This window comes from Sorangium sp. So ce426 (assembly GCF_051475585.1).
GTDB lineage: Bacteria > Myxococcota_A > Polyangia > Polyangiales > Polyangiaceae > Sorangium > Sorangium cellulosum_B.
In genome coordinates, this window is sequence record NZ_CP150341.1 from 6,649,979 (window position 1) to 6,665,804 (window position 15,826).

The window sequence follows — 15,826 nt, forward strand, 5'->3', positions numbered from 1 at the left end:
GGAGCATGCCACGAGCAGGGGTCGCGACACTACCCTGATTGTGAACGGGCCATGCGGACTTCACCGGATTCCAACAAAGCAGCTGGGGGATGAGCCGCTGCGCGGCGCGGCGCACGCGCGCGTCAACGCAGCAGCGCGGCGCCCGGCCGTGCGCAGCGGCGATCCGCGCGCACGGCCGCGGATCGCTGCGAATCGGAGATCTCTCGGAGGGCGAGTGAGCGGCGGGACGGCTCGGGCGCGCGCCGCAGCGCGGCATGAGGTCCCGCCCTGGGGGCTTGTATCTACTAGGAGCGGCGCTCTCGGCGCTCACGCGGCGGGCCGCCACGATCGCGCTCCAGGCCGGGCCGCGATCCGCGATCGCCGCCGCGATCGCCGCCCCGCCCGCCCGGTCCATCGCGCCGCGGCGGCGGGCCGGCGTCGCGCGCCTGCGCCATGCGCTCGCGCGCCCGATCCCCCTCTTCGCCTTCCGGGAGCGGGAGCAGCTCGCGCCGGCTCAGCCGGATCTTCCCCTCGCGATCGACGCTCAGCACCTTCACGTCGAGCGAATCTCCCTCCTTGACGACGTCCTCGACGCGCTCGACGCGCGTGTGGGCCATCTCCGAGATGTGCAGCAGGCCGTCGGTGTTCGGGAGGATCTCGACGAAGGCGCCGAAGTCGGTGATGCGCTTGACCGTCCCCTTGTAGGTCGCGCCGACCTCGGGCTCGGCCGTCAGGCCCTTGATGATGTCGAGCGCCCTCTTCACCGCGTCGGAGTCGGCCGACGCGACGTTCACCGTGCCGTCGTCCTCGACGTCGATCGCGACCCCGGTCTGGTCGACGATGCCCTTGATGGTCTTGCCGCCGGGGCCGATGATCAGCCGGATCTGGTCGGGCTTCACGCGCACCGTGGTGATCCGCGGCGCGTACTGGCTGAGCTCGGGCCGCGTGGTCGGCAGCGTCTCGAGCATCTTGCCCAGGATGTGGAGCCGCCCCTCGCGCGCCTGATCCAGCGCCTGCGCCAGGATCTGCCGGCTCAGGCCCGCGATCTTGATGTCCATCTGGATCGCGGTCACGCCGCGCGCCGTGCCGCAGACCTTGAAGTCCATATCGCCGAGGTGATCCTCGTCGCCGAGGATGTCCGAGAGCACCGCGTAACGCTGGCCCTCCATGATGAGGCCCATCGCGATGCCCGCGACGGGCGACTTGATCGGCACGCCCGCGTCCATGAGCGAGAGGCACCCGCCGCAGACGGCCGCCATCGACGACGAGCCGTTCGACTCGAGCGTCTCCGACACGATGCGGATCGTGTACGGGAACTGATCCGGCGCGGGGATCATCCGGGAGAGCGCGCGCTCGGCGAGCGCGCCGTGGCCGATCTCGCGCCGGCCGGGGCCGCGGAGCGGCTTCGTCTCGCCCGTCGAGAAGGGGGGGAAGTTGTAGTGGAGGTAGAAGCGCTTCCACGTCTCCCCCATCAGGCCGTCGATCTTCTGCTCGTCGGTCGAGGTGCCGAGCGTCGTCGTGACGATCGCCTGCGTCTCGCCGCGCTGGAACAGGGCGCTGCCGTGCACGCGCGGCAGCAGGCCGACCTCGCACATGATCGGCCGGATGCTCCTGCCGTCGCGGCCGTCGATGCGCCTGCCCTCCTCGGTCACGTAGGTGCGGACGACGTGCGCCTTGCGCTCCTCGAACTCCGCCTTCACGAGCCCCTGGAGGGGCAGGAGCTTCTCGGCGCCGAGCTCGGCGTTCAGCGTCTCGGTCAGCTTCTTCTTGAGCGAGCTGTAGCCGTCGTAGCGCGCCTTCTTGTCGGTCACCTTCGTCGCGGCCTTCAGGTCCTCGTCGACGATCTGGGCGACGCGCCGCTTGATCTCCTCCGGCAGCGCCGGCGCGACGAACTCGCGCTTCGGCTTGCCCACCGCGGCGCGCATCTTCTCGATCAGATCGATCACCGGCTGCGCGGTCTCGTGCGCGAACATCAGCGCGTCGATGATCTCCGCCTCGGTCGCCTCCGCGGCGCCGCCCTCGACCATCACGATCGCGTCGCGCGAGCAGGCGACGACGAGGTCGATGTCGCAGCGCTCGATGTCGGCGACCGTGGGGTACGCCACGAACTCGCCGTCGAGCCGGCCCACGCGCACGCCCACGACAGGCCCCTGCCAGGGGATGTCCGAGATGTGCAGCGCGGCGCTCGCCCCCGTGAGGGCGAGGACGTCCGCCTTGTTCTGCTTGTCGCTGGAGAGGACGGTCGCGATGATCTGCGTGTCCCGCTTGAAGCCCTCCGGGAAGAGGGGGCGGAGCGGGCGATCCATGAGGCGGCTCGAGAGGATCTCCTCCTCGCGCTGGCGCGCCTCACGTTTGAAGAAGCCGCCGGGGATCTTGCCGGCGGCGTACGTCTTCTCGACGAACTCGCAGGTGAGGGGGAAGAAGTCGAGGCCCGGCCGCTCGTCCTGCGAGACGGCGGTCACGAGCACCATCGTATCGCCGTAGGTGACGAGCACGGCCCCGTGGGCCTGCTTGGCCAGGCGGCCTGTCTCGAGGGTGAGGGCACGGCCGCCCACCATGACGGATTCACGAACGAACATTGGGATTTCAGCTCTCTCTCGCGCGATCGCGAGGGCCGCTGCGTGCGGCGCTACGCCGAGCGCGAGGGGCTGCTCTTCTTCCTCGGTTCCTGCGCAGGAGCCGACCTGCTGCGCACGAAGCGAAGACGAAGACGCGCGGAGCCCGCGCTCGGGAACGGCGAGGCCCGATCGCCCCGCCGGTCCGTGGTCAATGAGTGACCTCCTTAGAGCGTCCGCTCCACTCTCGCCAGCGCAAAACGCAGGCGTTCAGGGGTGCGTCTCGCAAAACCTCCCGAACGGAAGGGACCGGAACGGCCGCGCGCAGAGGGGCGCTTGTGCAGAAAGGCGCGCGGAACCGCGGATGAGGCGGACCGCGCGCGTGCTGGCCGCGAGCAGGATCGATCACACGCGGACGGGCCGCTGAAGGAACCGCCGGCGGTGGGGTGAAGCAGCAGGTGGGACAGACAGGCCCGGCAGGCCGACGGCAGGCGAGGTCGCCTGCTCTCGCGCAGCGCGGTCGTGCGGCGCACGCCTCGCGCCGGGACCTCAGGCCCGATCGGCCCGAGGATCGCGTTACTTATCGCGCTACTTGCGGAGGTTGAGGCGGTTGATGAGGCTGCGGTAGCGCTCGATGTCGACGCGCTTCAGGTAGTCGAGCTGCCGGCGGCGCTGGCTCACCAGCTTCAGCAGGCCGCGGCGGGAGTGGTGGTCCTTCTGGTGCGTGCGGAAGTGCTCCTGCAGCTGGTTGATCCGCTCGCTGAGGAGGGCGATCTGGACCTCCGGCGACCCGGTGTCGCCGTCGTGGATCGCGTACTTCTGGATGATGTCCGTCTTCTGAACCGAGTGCAGCATGGCTGGCTCTCCATGGCCCTGCCGGTGCGCTACCGAGCGTCCGGGCCGGCTCGTCTTCCCCGAAAACGGAAGAACGGGACCGGCGGCTGGCCAAGTGACGCCTGAATGTGAGCCCCACGCCCGTAGTGGCGGGAGCCCGCGAAGTTCAGGCCAGTGAGCTGAGGAGCGCGCGAGTATACGCAGGTGCCTCGGTCCGTCAACGCGGTCGACACGGCCGCGCGATTTGTCACCCCCAGAACGGCCGATTGGTTACCCTCGGTCGGCGATGCCCGGCACCATCCGGCCCCCTGACGAAGCCTCCCGACCGCAGTCGGACGCGCGCGGCTCGCAGTCGGACCTTCATATCGCGACCGCGATGACGAGCCTCTCCTCTTCCGCTTCCGCCACGGCGCTCCCGACCCCCGGGAGCGACAACTCGACCCCCAAGGTCTGCCCCACCTGCGGGGTCCGGTACCCGGCCGAGTTCAGGGTTTGCCCGCGCGACGCCGCGACGCTCGACGAGTCGGAGGACGACGCGCTCCGCGACGATCTCGTCGGCAAGACGCTCAACGAGACGTACACGGTCGTGCGCGTCGTCGGCGAGGGCGGCATGGGGCGCGTCTACGAGGCGCGCCACACGCGGATCGCCAGCAAGCGGTTCGCCATCAAGATGCTGCACCCGGAGTTCGCGCGGCAGCCCCAGGTGATCTCGCGCTTCCAGCGCGAGGCCGAGGCCGCGGCCGCTGTGCAGAGCCCGTACGTCGTCACCGTCTTCGACGTCCACCGCACCGCGGAGGGCCGTCCGTTCCTCGTGAACGAGTTCCTCGAAGGCAAGGAGCTCGCCGACTACCTCAACGAGGCCGGCAAGATGAAGACCGGCCCCGCCGTGCGCATCGTCCGGCAGATCTGCAAGGCGCTCGCCGCGGCCCACGCGAAGGGCGTGGTGCACCGCGACATGAAGCCGGAGAACGTGTTCCTCACCGGCGACCTCGCGATGCCGACGGCCAAGGTGATCGACTTCGGCATCTCCAAGGTCGACGACGCGCCGGGCGCCGCGCTCACGCAGACCGGCATGATCATGGGCACGCCCTCGTACATGGCGCCCGAGCAGGCCCGCGGCGAGCGCGTCGATCACCGGGCGGACATCTACGCCGTCGGCGCGATCCTCTACTGCGCCCTCACCGGCAGCCGCCCGTTCGACCGCAACGATCCGACCGCGACGCTCACCGCGGTGCTCACCGAGGAGCCGCCCCGCCCGCGCTCGCTCGAGCCGAGCATCCCCGAGCCGCTCGAGATGATCATCCAGCGGGCCATGGCGAAGGAGCCCGGCCATCGGTACCAGACGATGGAGGAGCTCGACGCGGAGCTCGCGCTCTACGACACGAGCGAGGCCGAGCCCAAGGAGCTCGACGCCCCCGGGTTGCCCGGGCCGCGCGTGTCGATGCCGTCGGCGCCGCGCGTTGCGCCGACGATGCAGCTCCGCCAGGCGCAGCAGGTGACCATGGCGAGGCCGCTCATCCTGCTGCTCTTCGCGCTCGGCCTCTTCTGGGTCGCCGGCAGCCTGATCACGCTCGTCACCGCGATCATCCGCCTGTCACGCGGCGGCCAGGTGACCGACAACCTGACGGGCCTCGAGGCCGTCCTGCTCGCGTCCGGGATCGGCTTCGCGCTGATCACCCCCGCGCTGATCAGCGCGAGCCACGTGCGCAAGACCGTCTGGAACAACAGCATGAAGGCGGTCGATCTGGCCGACAACCTGCGCCGGCCGATCGTGGTCGGCCTGTGCGCGTACGGCTTCGCGTCGCTGCTCGTGCGGGTGGTGGAGGCCGTCGTCCTCCGGCGCGCGGCCGGCGTCGCGTGGCCCATGTGGGACGTCGTGCTGTTCGCGGTCGGCGCGGTCGGCGCCGCCGGCGCGTACCTCTTGCTCCGCAGCGAGAGCCGGTAGCCCCGCCCTAGCGCCGGTCCAGCCACGCCTGGAGCAGCAGCGCCGCCGCCGCCCCGTCGACGCGCTCCTTGCTCTTCCGCCCCGAGACGCCCCCGTCGCGCAGCCGCCGTGCCGCCTCGACCGTCGTCAGCCGCTCGTCGACGAGCTCCACCTCGACGCCGGCCGCGTCCGCCAGCGCCTGCGCGAAGGCCACCGCCCGCCGCGCGGCGGGCCCCTCGTCCCCGTTCATCTCGAGCGGCAGCCCCACGAGGAACCGGGTGATGCCTTCGTCCCGAGCGAGCGCCGCGAGGGCTTCCAGGAGCGCCTTCCGGTTCCGCCCGTCGAGCAGCGGCCGCGGGTGCGCGTAGAGCCCGAGCTCGTCGGTCACGGCCACGCCCACGCGGGCCTTCCCAAGATCGATCGCCGCAGCGCGTGTCTTCGCCTTCGCCATGCCTCTGGAAAGACCCCATAGTCCTCGGGCGACGCGCCGGCGAGACCCGAGCGTAACCCGGAAGCATCCGACCGGCTTGACCCGCTCGCCAGCACCGACCATAAGCGCCGCGCGATGGAACTGCGCGCGGTACGGGGGATGAACGACATCCTCCCCGAAGAGGTGGAGCGCTGGCACAAGCTCGAGGGGGCCTTCCGCCTCCACGCGGAGCTCCACGGCTATGCCGAGGTGCGCACGCCGCTGCTCGAGCCGACGGAGCTCTTCCGGCACCAGATGGGGGAGACGACGGACGTGGTCGAGAAGGAGATGTACTCCTTCGAACGCCACGGCGATCACCTCACCGTCCGCCCCGAGGGCACCGCGGGCGCCGCGCGCGCCTACGTCGAGCACGCGGTCCACGCGAAGGAGCCGGTCACCCGCTGGTACTACCTCGGCCCGATGTTCCGCGGCGAGCGGCCGGCGAAGGGGCGCTACCGCCAGTTCTACCAGGCCGGCTGCGAGCTCTTCGGCGATCCCGGGCCGCTCTGCGACGCCGAGACGATCGACCTCGTCGCCGGCTTCCTGCAGCGCATCGGGGTCGGCGAGTTCGTGGTCCACGTGAACTCGCTCGGCAGCGCGGGCACGCGCGAGCGCTACCGCGAGGCGCTGCTCGCCCACTACACGCCGCGCAAGGCCGAGCTCAGCGAGGACTCGCAGCGCCGCCTCGAGAAGAACCCCCTGCGCATCCTCGACTCGAAGGACCAGCGCGATCACGAGGTGTCGCGCGACGCGCCGTCGATCCTCGATCTGCTCGACGACGCGGACCGGGCGCACTGGGAGGGCGTGCGCCGCTGCCTCGACGTGCTCGGCGTGAACTACGTCGTCGATCGATCGCTCGTGCGGGGGCTCGACTACTACACGCGCACGCTCTTCGAGGTGAAGGCGACCGCGGGCGATCTCGGCGCCCAGAGCACGCTCGCGGGCGGCGGCCGCTACGACGCCATGGTCGCGGGGCTCGGCGGGCCGAGCGTGCCTGCGATCGGCTTCGCGATGGGGATGGAGCGGCTGCTCACGATGATGCCCGGCGCCTCGCCCCGCCGGAGGCCTGGCTGCTTCCTCGCCCCGCTCGGCCAGAGCGGCGCGGATCAGGCGCTCGTGCTGGCGAAGCAGCTGCGCGCGCTCGGCGTCCCGGTCGAGCTCGACGGGCGCGGCGGGCGGCTCAAGGCGATGCTCCGGCGCGCGGACTCCCTCGGCGCGCGGCTCTGCGTGATCCTGGGCGACGCGGAGATCGAGCGCGGCGTGCTCCAGATCAAGGATCTCGTGGCGCACGTGCAGGAGGAGATCCCGCTGGAGGGTGCGGCGCGCGTGCTCGCGGATCGGGCCCTAGAGGCGTCGCCCGGCGGCCAGCGGGGAGCGCGTTGACCTCCTCCAAAGCGATGGGAGCGCGGGGCTGCTCGCGAGGGGCGCGCGGCGCGCCGGCGGGCGAGGGGCGGGGCCGCGCTCGCCGCGCGGGATCGGCGCTGTCGCTCGCCGCGGCGCTGGCCGCGCTCGCCGCGCCGTCCGTCGCGGCGGCGCAGCTCGGCTTCGGCCAGCCCGGCATGACGCAGCCGCCGCCCGCGAGCGCGCCGTCGAAGCCGCCGCCCGGCACGCCGGAGACGCACGCGGCGCCGACGTCCGAGGAGAGCCCGATCCAGACCCAGGAGCCGACCCTGCCGGAAGACCCGCTGGCGGTGCCGCCCGCGGTCAAGAAGCAGATCGGCACGAACGACGTCGGCGAGTGGGAGCGCGGGCGCGCCGAGGAGATCCAGCGCGACTGGTACGGCCCCTATTACAGCGAGCGGAGCGGCAGCTACCAGTTCAGGACGGTCTTCCCCCTGTGGGCGGAGCGCCGGATGCCCGGCGACCGCGCCACGATGGTGACGCCGCTCTACTACAACCGCCGGAGCAAGGACGTCGACGCCGACGTGCTCTTCCCCTTCTTCTGGAAGCTCCGCGACGAGAACACGTACACGACGATCGTCGGCCCGTTCATGCACCGCGAGTCCGAGGGGCGCCCCGCGAGCCCGGGGCGGAAGGCGGAGCCGGGCCGGCACGACAACTGGCTCGCGCCGCTCTTCTTCGAGGGCAAGCGCGACGACGGGAGCGGCTACTTCCACATCCCTCCGCTGCTGACCTTCACGCATCACACGGCGCAGAGCGGCTTCAACCTGATCGGCCCCCTCTTCTGCAGCTGGAAGGGCGGCCCCGCGTGCGACACGCGCTCCGCCGACAAGATCGATCTCGGCCTGGCCCCCCTCTACTTCTACGGCCACGACGAGAGCAGCGAGTACGAGGTCATCCCGCCGCTCCTGCACTACTACCACTACAGCGACGTCGGAGACCGCTCCACGAACGTGTGGGGCCCGCTGATGTGGCAGCACTCCCGCAAGGGCGACGTGTTCAACATCATGCCCTTCTACTGGCACAGCTGGGGCAAGAACCACGATCGCACGACGCTGTTCCCGTTCTTCCACTACGGGTACGAGGGCAACAAGAGCCTGCTCGTCACGCCGCTCTTCCTGAAGGCGCGCGGCGAGGAGGGGGAGAGCACCTTCGCGACCTGGGGCTACGCTCGCTACCGAGGGCGGACGGAGCTCGACATGATCACGCCGCTCTTCTGGCAATACCGGGATCCGGCCATCGATCTCGAGCGGACGTTCCTGCTCCCGTTCTATTACCGGAACACCTCGCCGCGCAGCGATGATCTCGTCCTCTTCCCGTTCTATGGCCGCTTCAAGCGCCACGGGTTGAGCGACACCACGTGGCTCACGCCGCTCGTGCGGCACACGCGGGATCTCACCGGCTGGGAGACGGACATCTATCCGTTCTTCTACTCGGGGAGGAACCGCGACTCGACGCACCTCGTCGTCGCGCCGTTCCTCTGGGACTTCGCGTCGCCGACGTCGCGCACCACGGTGGCCCTGCCGTTCTTCTTCCGGTTCGCGGATCCAAACTCCGTGACGCAGGTCGCGCTCAACACCGTGTACCGGGAGCACCGGGTGCGGAACGGCAAGGAGTGGGAGTTCCACCTCGTCCCCCTGTTCTCGTACGGCGAGACCCCGGAAGGTCACTGGTGGAACGTCCTGTTCGGCCTCGCCGGGTACACGCGCGCGGGCACGGCGGCGACGATGCGGGCGCTCTACGTCCCGATCAAGCTGAGCCAATGAGCCCGCGCGGTGCCGAGCTCCGCTGCCTCGGCGGAGCGCCGCCGCCCCCGGAGCTCGCCGTCGACCTGCGCCGGCTCCTGGAGCTGCCGGAGGGCGCGCGGCAGCGCCTCTGGGAGGCGCTCGGGCCGAGCCTCGGCGAGCCGGTGCCCGCCGCCGTCGAGCGGCTCCTCGACGCGTTCTGCCGCCGGCACGAGGTCGGCTCCGAGGCGCTCGCGCGCGTGCTCAAGGCGTGCCGGTTCCTCGTCCGCGAGGCGAGCAAGCGCGACCTCGACCGCGCCGCGCTCGCGGCCGACCTCGCGGCGCTCGCGCCGGGCGACGGCGCCGAGGAGCTCCAGGCGATCCTGCTCGCCGGCTACGACCAGGCACGAGCGGTCGTGCGGCGGGAGATCGTGCGCGGCGCGCTGCTCGACCACGGCAAGCTGCTCACCGGCGTCGACTGGCGCGTCGACACGATCGCGGCCGCGAGCCGCGGGGCGAAGATCGCGGCGCCCGTCGTCCTGCTCACGCTGAGCTACCAGGAGGGCGAGCACCGCTCCCGGATCACCTTGCAGGCCACCCCAGACGTGCTGCGGGAGCTCCAGCAGATCTGCGCGCAGCTCCTCGGCTGATCTGTCCGTGACCAGCGCGCTCCAGCGGGCGCGCCGGCCACCGATCGCGAGCGCGCGGCGTGCACGGCGGCGAGGCCCCGCTGGCGACAGCGCGGGCGCCTCTCACCTGCTGCTGTCGCGCGCCTCCGGGCGGGGCGCGGAGTTCGCGGAGACGACCTCGGCGATCGCGGAGAGCGCGTCCTCGGCGGAGAACGGCTTCTCCAGGAGCGGGCGGCCCGACGAGGCGAGGAACCGCTCGACGTCCGCGCCGAAGCCCACGCCGGTCATGAAGATGAACCCCTGGGCCAGCACAGGATCGCTCTCGCGGATCCGCGTGTAGAAGACGTCGCCCGACATGCCGGGCATGCGCAGATCGCAGAGCACCACGTCGAAGCGCTGCCCGCCCGCGAGCATCCCCATCGCGGCGTCGGCGCTCGGCGCGAGCGCCACCTCGTGCACACGGCCCAGCTGATCGGACAGCGCGCGGGCGAGCGACGCCTCGTCCTCCACCACGAGCACCCGCACCCGCTTCGAGACGAGCCGCGGCACAGGCGAGACGCTCGGCGTCGCCTCGTCCGTCCGCCCCGCCGCGGGCAGCGAGATGATGAACCGCGCGCCGCCCGGCGGGACGCGCCCCGGGACGGGGCTCTCCGCCGTGATCTGCCCGCCCGCGCGCTCGATGATCTCGCGGCTGATCGACAGCCCGAGCCCCGTGCCGACCTCCGGACCTTTCGTCGTGAAGAAGGGCGCCCAGATGCGCGGCAGGTTCTCCTCCGCAATGCCGGCGCCGGTGTCGCTCACCACGATCTCGACCGTCTCCCCGTCGCTGCGCGTCTCGACCGTCACCGTCTGGTCGCGGGGCTCGTGCTTCGAGCCCGGCTTCGGGATCGCCTGGGCCGCGTTGACGAGGAGGTTCACGATGACCTGGCCGAGCCGGCCGTCATCCATGAGGATCGGCGGCACCTCGGAGAGGTTCTTCACGATCTGCGCCCGCTCGATGATCTGGCCGCGCGTGAGGCTCAGCGCGGACTCGACCGTGCGGTTCGCGTCCGTCAGCGTGCGCCGCGAGCCCTCGGGCTGCGGCGGGCTCGCGAACAGCTTGAGATCGCGGACGATGTCGACGATGCGCTTGATCGAGTCGCGCAGCTCCTTCACGAGCTCCGACGCGCTGGAGGCGGCGCTGCCCTCCATGCGCACGTTCGGGCCGCGCAGGAGGCGGTCGAGCATGTCCAGGCCGAGCAGGATGAACGCCGCGGGGTTGTTGATCTCGTGCGCCACGCCGGCCGCGAGCGTGCCGAGCGTCGAGAGGCGATCGACCTGGATGAGCCGCGTGCGCGCCGCGTGCTCGGTGCTCACGTCCGCGAGGACGCCCTCGATCGCCACGACACGGCCGCGATCCGAGACGAGCGGGTACACCGTGCCGCGCGCGGTGATCGCGTCGCCGCCCCGCCGCCGCAGGCGCGCCTCGTAGGAGGCCGACGGGGCCCCGAGCTTGGCCCGCGCGACCGCGTCCTCGAAGCACATCACGCCCTCCGGGTCGGCGTGGGCCTCCCCGAGGAAGCCCGGCGTCCTGAGCGCCTCGGCCACCGGCACGCCCAGGAGCCGCTCGGCGTGCCGGTTCAGGAAAGAGAGCTCGCCGGACTCGGGATCGAGCCGGAAGATGATGAGCGGCGCGTTGTCGAGGAGGTTCCGGTGCTGCTCCTCGAGCTCGCGGATCCTGAGCAGCCGCTCGGCGGCCTCGCGCTCCCCGGCGACGACGCGCAGCGAGCGATCCAGGCCGGCGCCGAGCGCGTCGGCGATCTCCTCGAGGAGCGGGATCGGCGCCGAGGCGGCCGCGCCGGCGTCTCCGTAGCCGACGACGAGCGCCGCGATGATCGGGCAGCCGAAGCCGCCGGCCGCGGCGCCGGCCGGCCCGGAGCGCGCGGCGGGGTGGCCGGGCTCGGCGCCCGGAGGCGCGGCCCGCACCGGGAGCGCGACGTACGAGAGGCACCCCTCGCCGGCCCCCATCTGGGCGAGGGCGTTCCCCGCGCGGGCGTCGTCGCAGGAGAACGGCTCGCCCTCGGCGAACACCCGCCGGAAGAGCGCCGCGGGCGCCGGCAGGCGCGCGCCGAACGGCGCGGCGGCGAGCGCGTCGCCGCGGAAGACCGCGTACGCGCGGAGCCCGCCCTCCGGCTCCGGGAACACCACCGCGAAGACCTGGAACGCGGCGAACCGGCCGACGGCCCCGGCGAGCTCCTCGAACGGCCTCGGCAGGAGCAGGTTCGAGTGGCGGGCCACGACGGTGAGGACGGCGTTCAGCGCGACGAGGCGGCCAACCCTCTCGCTCGCAGGCTCAGCGTGCATTTCCACGACATCTCACCACGTCAGCGCGCAGGGACGAGAGGCATTCTTCACTTTTCTCCGGCCGGCGGGTCGCCCGCGGTCGCCGGGGACGTAGGCCGGGCCGCCGCGCCGGCGCAGCGCTCGAGCAGGCGGAGGGCGGCGTCCCGGCGCTCCTCGCTCACGGCCGGCCCCGTGCCGGCGGCCCCGTCGTGCGCTGCGTACTGGGCGAACATCCTGCGGGCGGTCTCGACGTCCTCGACGCCGCACGCGACGACGAGCCGCAGCCGCTCGGCCTCGATCCAGACCCGCTGGACGGGCAGGTGGGCCGCGAGCGCCCGATCCAGGCGATCGGCGGCCTCATCGAAGCGGCCGTCGCCCAGGTAATGGCGGCCGAGCAGGTAGTTCGGCAGGCCGTCGCCGGGGGACTGCGCGGCCCACGCGCCGAGGAGCTCCGCCGCGCGGATCCTGTCGGGCGCGCCGCCGCGCGTGCCGATCAGCAGCTCGACGATGGCCGCGCGGGCGCGTTCGTCGTTCGCGGCGGCCATCTTCACGTCGAGCGTCCGGAGCCGATCCTCGTCGACGAGCCGGCCGGCGACCTCGCTGTACCGCGCCGCCGCGCGCTCCCGGTCGCCCGCGGCGAGCGCGACGTCGCCGAGGCGCTCGGCCGCGCGGTCGCGCAGGTGGCGCGGGATCGACCCGTCCCCGGCGATGCCCTCGAGCTCGCGGATCCCCTCGCTGCGCTCGCCGGGCGCGTCGCTGGCGAGCCGCGTCTCGGCGATGGCGATGCGCGGCGCGGGGCTCCGGTCGAGCGACAGCACGCGCCGGTACGCGGCGATGGCGCCCTCGTGGTCGCCGCGCGCGCGCAGCGCCTCCGCCTCGTGGGTGCACGCGTCGACCACGTGCGGGCAGCGACGCTCGAAGAGCGCCGGCCGATCGAAGCGGGCCTTCGCCTGCGCCTTCGCCGCGTCGGGGAGCGTGAGCGCGTCGAGATCGGCGTGCCACGCGCGCTCCATCACGGCCCACGAGGCGCCGGTGATCTCCGGCAGCGCCTTGCCGCCGTACCAGGCGCGCACCGCGTCGGCGCCGTACGTCGCGCGCACGTGGCCGACGAACGCGCCGCTCACGGTGTAGGCGGTCGACGAGTTCTCGGCGAGGAAGCCGAGCGCGAACAGGCGCGCGAGCGGCGGCAGGATCCCGAGATCTTTCATCGCCTTGGCCCACGCGCGCGGGCTCAGGTCCTCGCCCTCCCTGGGCGAGCCGGCGACGGCGATCCCCTCGATGAGCCCCGGGTCGGGGAGCCACCCGCCGAGCCGCCCGGCGACCTTGAACGGGCCGCGGGCGAAGGCGCCGGCGAGCACGTGCATGATCTCGTGCCCGAGCGTCGGGTGCGGGTAGCCGGCGGCCTGCAGGTACACCTCGCGGCGCCACGGCTTCGCGACGTACGTGCGCGACGCGCCCATGAGCGCGCCCTTCTGCGCCGCGCTCTCGAACAGGTAGGCGCGGACCCGGAGCGGCTGGCCGTCGACCACCGCGGGCGCCCCGAGCCAGCGCTCGCCGGCCTCGATGTGGGCGTCGCACTCGCGCACGAAGCGCTGGACGTCGGCCTCGCGCATGCCGCGCGGGTGGACGACCTCGCAGCGCTGGCCCTTCGAGAGCGCGCCGAGCTCGGCCGCGATGGTCTCGGAGGTCTGGAAGTGGCCGAGGCGCGCGCCCTCCAGGACGGTCGCGGCGCTCAGCGCGGCGCTCACGCCGCCGAGCAGGAGCAGCCCGGGCCGGCCCTGCGACTGGAACGACACCCGCCCGCCCGCGTCGTGCACGAGGTGCTGCGCGAGCGCCGACGCCGCGAAAAGCGTGGCCAGCGTCCCCGCGCGGTACGTCAGCAGCCCGGACGCGTCGACGACCGTGTCGTAGAGGGTGCCGCTGAAGAAGCCGGCGAAGGGGTCGTAGGCGAAGACGATCGGGCTCGTGTAGAAGCGGACGGCGCTCACGCCGATCGCGCCGAGGGGGGCGGCGAGCGCCGCGACGACGGCGATGAGCCGGCGCCGCCACGCCGGGCGGGGAGGCGCGGCGTCGTCGCGGCGGATGCCGGCGGCGATCTCGCCCGCGACCGCGCCCCAGGCGCCGCCGAGCGCCGCGCCGATCCCGGGCCCGAGGGCGAAGTGCGCCGAGCCGCCGAGCACATCGCAGAAGCCGGCGCGCAGGCCGTGCGCCAGCGTGGTGGCGTACGCGACGACCGCGAGCAGGGCGCCGCTCGCGACGCCGCGGCGGAACGCCTCGACAGGCGGCGGCCGATGCGCGGCGACGTCGAGGGCGGTCACGATCGCCGCGGCGCCCGGGACGATCAGGCCGGCGGCGAGCGCGCTCTCGTAGCCGGGGCCGTCGAAGAGGGGCAGGAAGCCGACGAGCGCCATCGCGATGGCGACGAGCGCGGCGCCGAGCCTGGTGGCCGGTGAACGCAGCAGCGTGGGCATGGTCGCGTGGGACTCCAGGGCTGCCTTCGTAGCCGCGCCTGCCCGGAGAGGCGAGCGGGATGCGGGCGCCCCGACGCAATCCAGCGGGTTGCGTTCTCGGTGGACGGTCCGGGGAGGAGGGCGGTGTCTTCCGAGAACCCGACGAGGCCGTGAGCGGTCATCGCATGGCCGCCGATCCGCCGCGTTCGACAATGCGCGCTTCTCCTTCCCTCCTTCTTTCTGCTCTGCTCACGCCCCAGACGATGTCCCCTCCCCCCGCCGGCCTCTCTCGTCACCCCGACTTCCTGCGCCTCTGGGCGGCGCAGGCGGTGAGCGCCGTGGGCAGCCGCATCAGCCGGACGGCGCTGCCCGTGATCGCCATCGTGAGCCTCGGGGCCGACGCGTCGGGCGTGGCGCTCCTCTCCGCCGTGTCCACCGCGCCGGGCGTCCTCGTGGGGCTCTTCGCGGGCGGGCTCGTCGATCGCTCGCGCAAGCGGCCGCTCCTCGTCGGCGCGGATCTCGTGCGCGCGGCGCTGATCCTCTCGGTCCCGATCGCGGCCTGGACGGGCACGCTCACCCTGCTCCAGCTCTCCGTGGTGGCCGCGCTGGTGGGCATGGCCACGTCGCTGTTCCAGATCGCCGACAACGCCTACTTGCCGGCGCTCGTGGGGCAGGAGCACCTGGTCAAGGCCAACGCCAGGCTGGAGGGGACCGAGGCCGCCGCGGAGATCGCCGGCCCCGGCGCCGCGGGCATCCTGATCCAGGCGCTGACGGCGCCGGTGACGATGGTGGTGGACGCGCTGTCGTACCTCGTGTCGGCGGCGCTCCTCGGGCGCATCCGGGCGACGGAGGCGCCGGCCGTCCCCGCGGGCGGCGGAGGCGATGGGGGCGCCTCGCTGGTCGAGGATCTCCGGGTGGGGCTGCGCCACGGCCTGGGCCACCCCGTTGTCGGGGCGACGTTCCTGGCGATGGGCGCCCACGCCCTCCTGCTCGGCGGGGCCTTCTCCGCGCTGTACATGCTCTTTCTTCTGGAGCATCTGCGGCTGGACACGACAACGGTCGGGCTGATCATCAGCGTGGGCGGCATCGGCGCGCTGGGCGGCAGCTTCCTCGCGGGCTGGCTCGGCCGACGCCTCGGCGCCGGGCCGGCGATGATCGTCAGCCTGTTCATGAGCCAGGCCGGCTGCGCGCTCATCCCGCTGGCGGCGCAGCTCGGGCGGCTCGCGGTCCCTGCGCTCGTGGTGCACCAGCTCGTGGGGGACGCGTTCCTCATGGCGTTCATGATCCACGCGGTGAGCGCCCGGCAATCCATGTTGCCGTTGCACGTGCTCGGCCGGGTCGATGCCACGCTCCATGTGCTCACCGGGGCGCTCCTGCCGGCGGGCACCCTGGCGGCCGGCTGGCTCGCGGGGCGGATCGGCGTGGAGGCGACCGTCTGGGCGTTCGTCATCGCGGGTTTTGCCGCGCCGCTGCTGCTGCTGCGGCCCGCGGTGTGGAGGCTGCGGGCGGGGTGAGGGCGCGCTCGATGGAGGGTGCTCG

General features: G+C 72.8%; 10 protein-coding genes. 5 read left to right on the top strand and 5 right to left on the bottom strand.

Translation table 11 applies throughout. The features are described 5' to 3' along the window. Window positions 1–284 precede the first annotated feature (284 nt). The gene (pnp, locus tag WMF44_RS24695; protein WP_437292485.1) at window positions 285–2,558 is read right to left on the bottom strand and encodes a polyribonucleotide nucleotidyltransferase; all 2,274 of its coding nucleotides are present in this window, start codon (window positions 2,556–2,558) and stop codon (window positions 285–287) included. Between the two features lie 564 nt (window positions 2,559–3,122). Beyond that, window positions 3,123–3,389 (bottom strand): 30S ribosomal protein S15, encoded by a 267-nt coding sequence (rpsO, locus tag WMF44_RS24700; protein ID WP_012237174.1) that lies wholly within the window; start codon window positions 3,387–3,389, stop codon window positions 3,123–3,125. 355 nt (window positions 3,390–3,744) lie between these two features. On the opposite strand from rpsO, the gene WMF44_RS24705 reads away from it, so the two are divergent. Continuing rightward, window positions 3,745–5,313, top strand: coding sequence for a serine/threonine-protein kinase (locus WMF44_RS24705; RefSeq protein ID WP_437292486.1), 1,569 nt, complete (start codon window positions 3,745–3,747; stop codon window positions 5,311–5,313). Between the two features lie 7 nt (window positions 5,314–5,320). On the opposite strand, the gene ruvX is transcribed toward WMF44_RS24705, so the two are convergent. Next, window positions 5,321–5,743 carry a Holliday junction resolvase RuvX gene (ruvX, locus tag WMF44_RS24710; RefSeq protein ID WP_437292487.1) on the bottom strand — a complete coding sequence of 141 codons (423 nt, stop codon included), beginning with the start codon at window positions 5,741–5,743 and terminating at the stop codon, window positions 5,321–5,323. Between the two features lie 114 nt (window positions 5,744–5,857). Between ruvX and hisS the strand changes: the two genes are divergently transcribed. The 3 genes from hisS to WMF44_RS24725 are packed head-to-tail and all read left to right on the top strand — an operon-like array spanning window position 5,858 to window position 9,536. Then, window positions 5,858–7,144 (top strand): histidine--tRNA ligase, encoded by a 1,287-nt coding sequence (gene hisS, locus WMF44_RS24715; protein ID WP_437292488.1) that lies wholly within the window; start codon window positions 5,858–5,860, stop codon window positions 7,142–7,144. Next, the gene (locus tag WMF44_RS24720) at window positions 7,141–8,928 is read left to right on the top strand and encodes a hypothetical protein (RefSeq protein WP_437292489.1); all 1,788 of its coding nucleotides are present in this window, start codon (window positions 7,141–7,143) and stop codon (window positions 8,926–8,928) included. Before hisS ends, WMF44_RS24720 begins: the two co-directional genes overlap by 4 nt. Then, on the top strand, window positions 8,925–9,536 hold the full coding sequence (locus WMF44_RS24725; protein ID WP_437292490.1) for a COMM domain-containing protein: 612 nt from the start codon (window positions 8,925–8,927) through the stop codon (window positions 9,534–9,536). The genes WMF44_RS24720 and WMF44_RS24725 overlap by 4 nt, the downstream gene beginning before the upstream one ends. 102 nt (window positions 9,537–9,638) lie before the next feature. On the opposite strand, the gene WMF44_RS24730 is transcribed toward WMF44_RS24725, so the two are convergent. After that, window positions 9,639–11,858: a hybrid sensor histidine kinase/response regulator gene (locus tag WMF44_RS24730; protein WP_437301604.1), complete on the bottom strand. Its 2,220-nt coding sequence runs from the start codon at window positions 11,856–11,858 to the stop codon at window positions 9,639–9,641. Between the two features lie 47 nt (window positions 11,859–11,905). Continuing rightward, a complete protein-coding gene (locus WMF44_RS24735) occupies window positions 11,906–14,308 on the bottom strand; it encodes a hypothetical protein (RefSeq protein WP_437292491.1) in 2,403 nt (800 codons plus the stop codon). A 242-nt stretch (window positions 14,309–14,550) separates the two neighbouring features. Here WMF44_RS24735 and WMF44_RS24740 point away from each other — a divergent pair, with 242 nt between their 5' ends. Continuing rightward, the gene (locus tag WMF44_RS24740; protein WP_437292492.1) at window positions 14,551–15,801 is read left to right on the top strand and encodes an MFS transporter; all 1,251 of its coding nucleotides are present in this window, start codon (window positions 14,551–14,553) and stop codon (window positions 15,799–15,801) included. Window positions 15,802–15,826: the final 25 nt, after the last annotated feature.

What these genes read in the sequence shown, in the direction of transcription:
- rpsO (WP_012237174.1), bottom strand. Translation starts at nt 3,389, where the DNA reads ATGCTGCACTCGGTTCAGAAGACGGACATCATCCAGAAGTACGCGATC.
- WMF44_RS24735 (WP_437292491.1), bottom strand. Translation starts at nt 14,308, where the DNA reads ATGCCCACGCTGCTGCGTTCACCGGCCACCAGGCTCGGCGCCGCGCTC.
- WMF44_RS24730 (WP_437301604.1), bottom strand. Translation starts at nt 11,858, where the DNA reads ATGCACGCTGAGCCTGCGAGCGAGAGGGTTGGCCGCCTCGTCGCGCTG.
- WMF44_RS24705 (WP_437292486.1), top strand. Translation starts at nt 3,745, where the DNA reads ATGACGAGCCTCTCCTCTTCCGCTTCCGCCACGGCGCTCCCGACCCCC.
- WMF44_RS24740 (WP_437292492.1), top strand. Translation starts at nt 14,551, where the DNA reads ATGTCCCCTCCCCCCGCCGGCCTCTCTCGTCACCCCGACTTCCTGCGC.
- pnp (WP_437292485.1), bottom strand. Translation starts at nt 2,558, where the DNA reads ATGTTCGTTCGTGAATCCGTCATGGTGGGCGGCCGTGCCCTCACCCTC.
- WMF44_RS24725 (WP_437292490.1), top strand. Translation starts at nt 8,925, where the DNA reads ATGAGCCCGCGCGGTGCCGAGCTCCGCTGCCTCGGCGGAGCGCCGCCG.
- hisS (WP_437292488.1), top strand. Translation starts at nt 5,858, where the DNA reads ATGGAACTGCGCGCGGTACGGGGGATGAACGACATCCTCCCCGAAGAG.
- ruvX (WP_437292487.1), bottom strand. Translation starts at nt 5,743, where the DNA reads ATGGCGAAGGCGAAGACACGCGCTGCGGCGATCGATCTTGGGAAGGCC.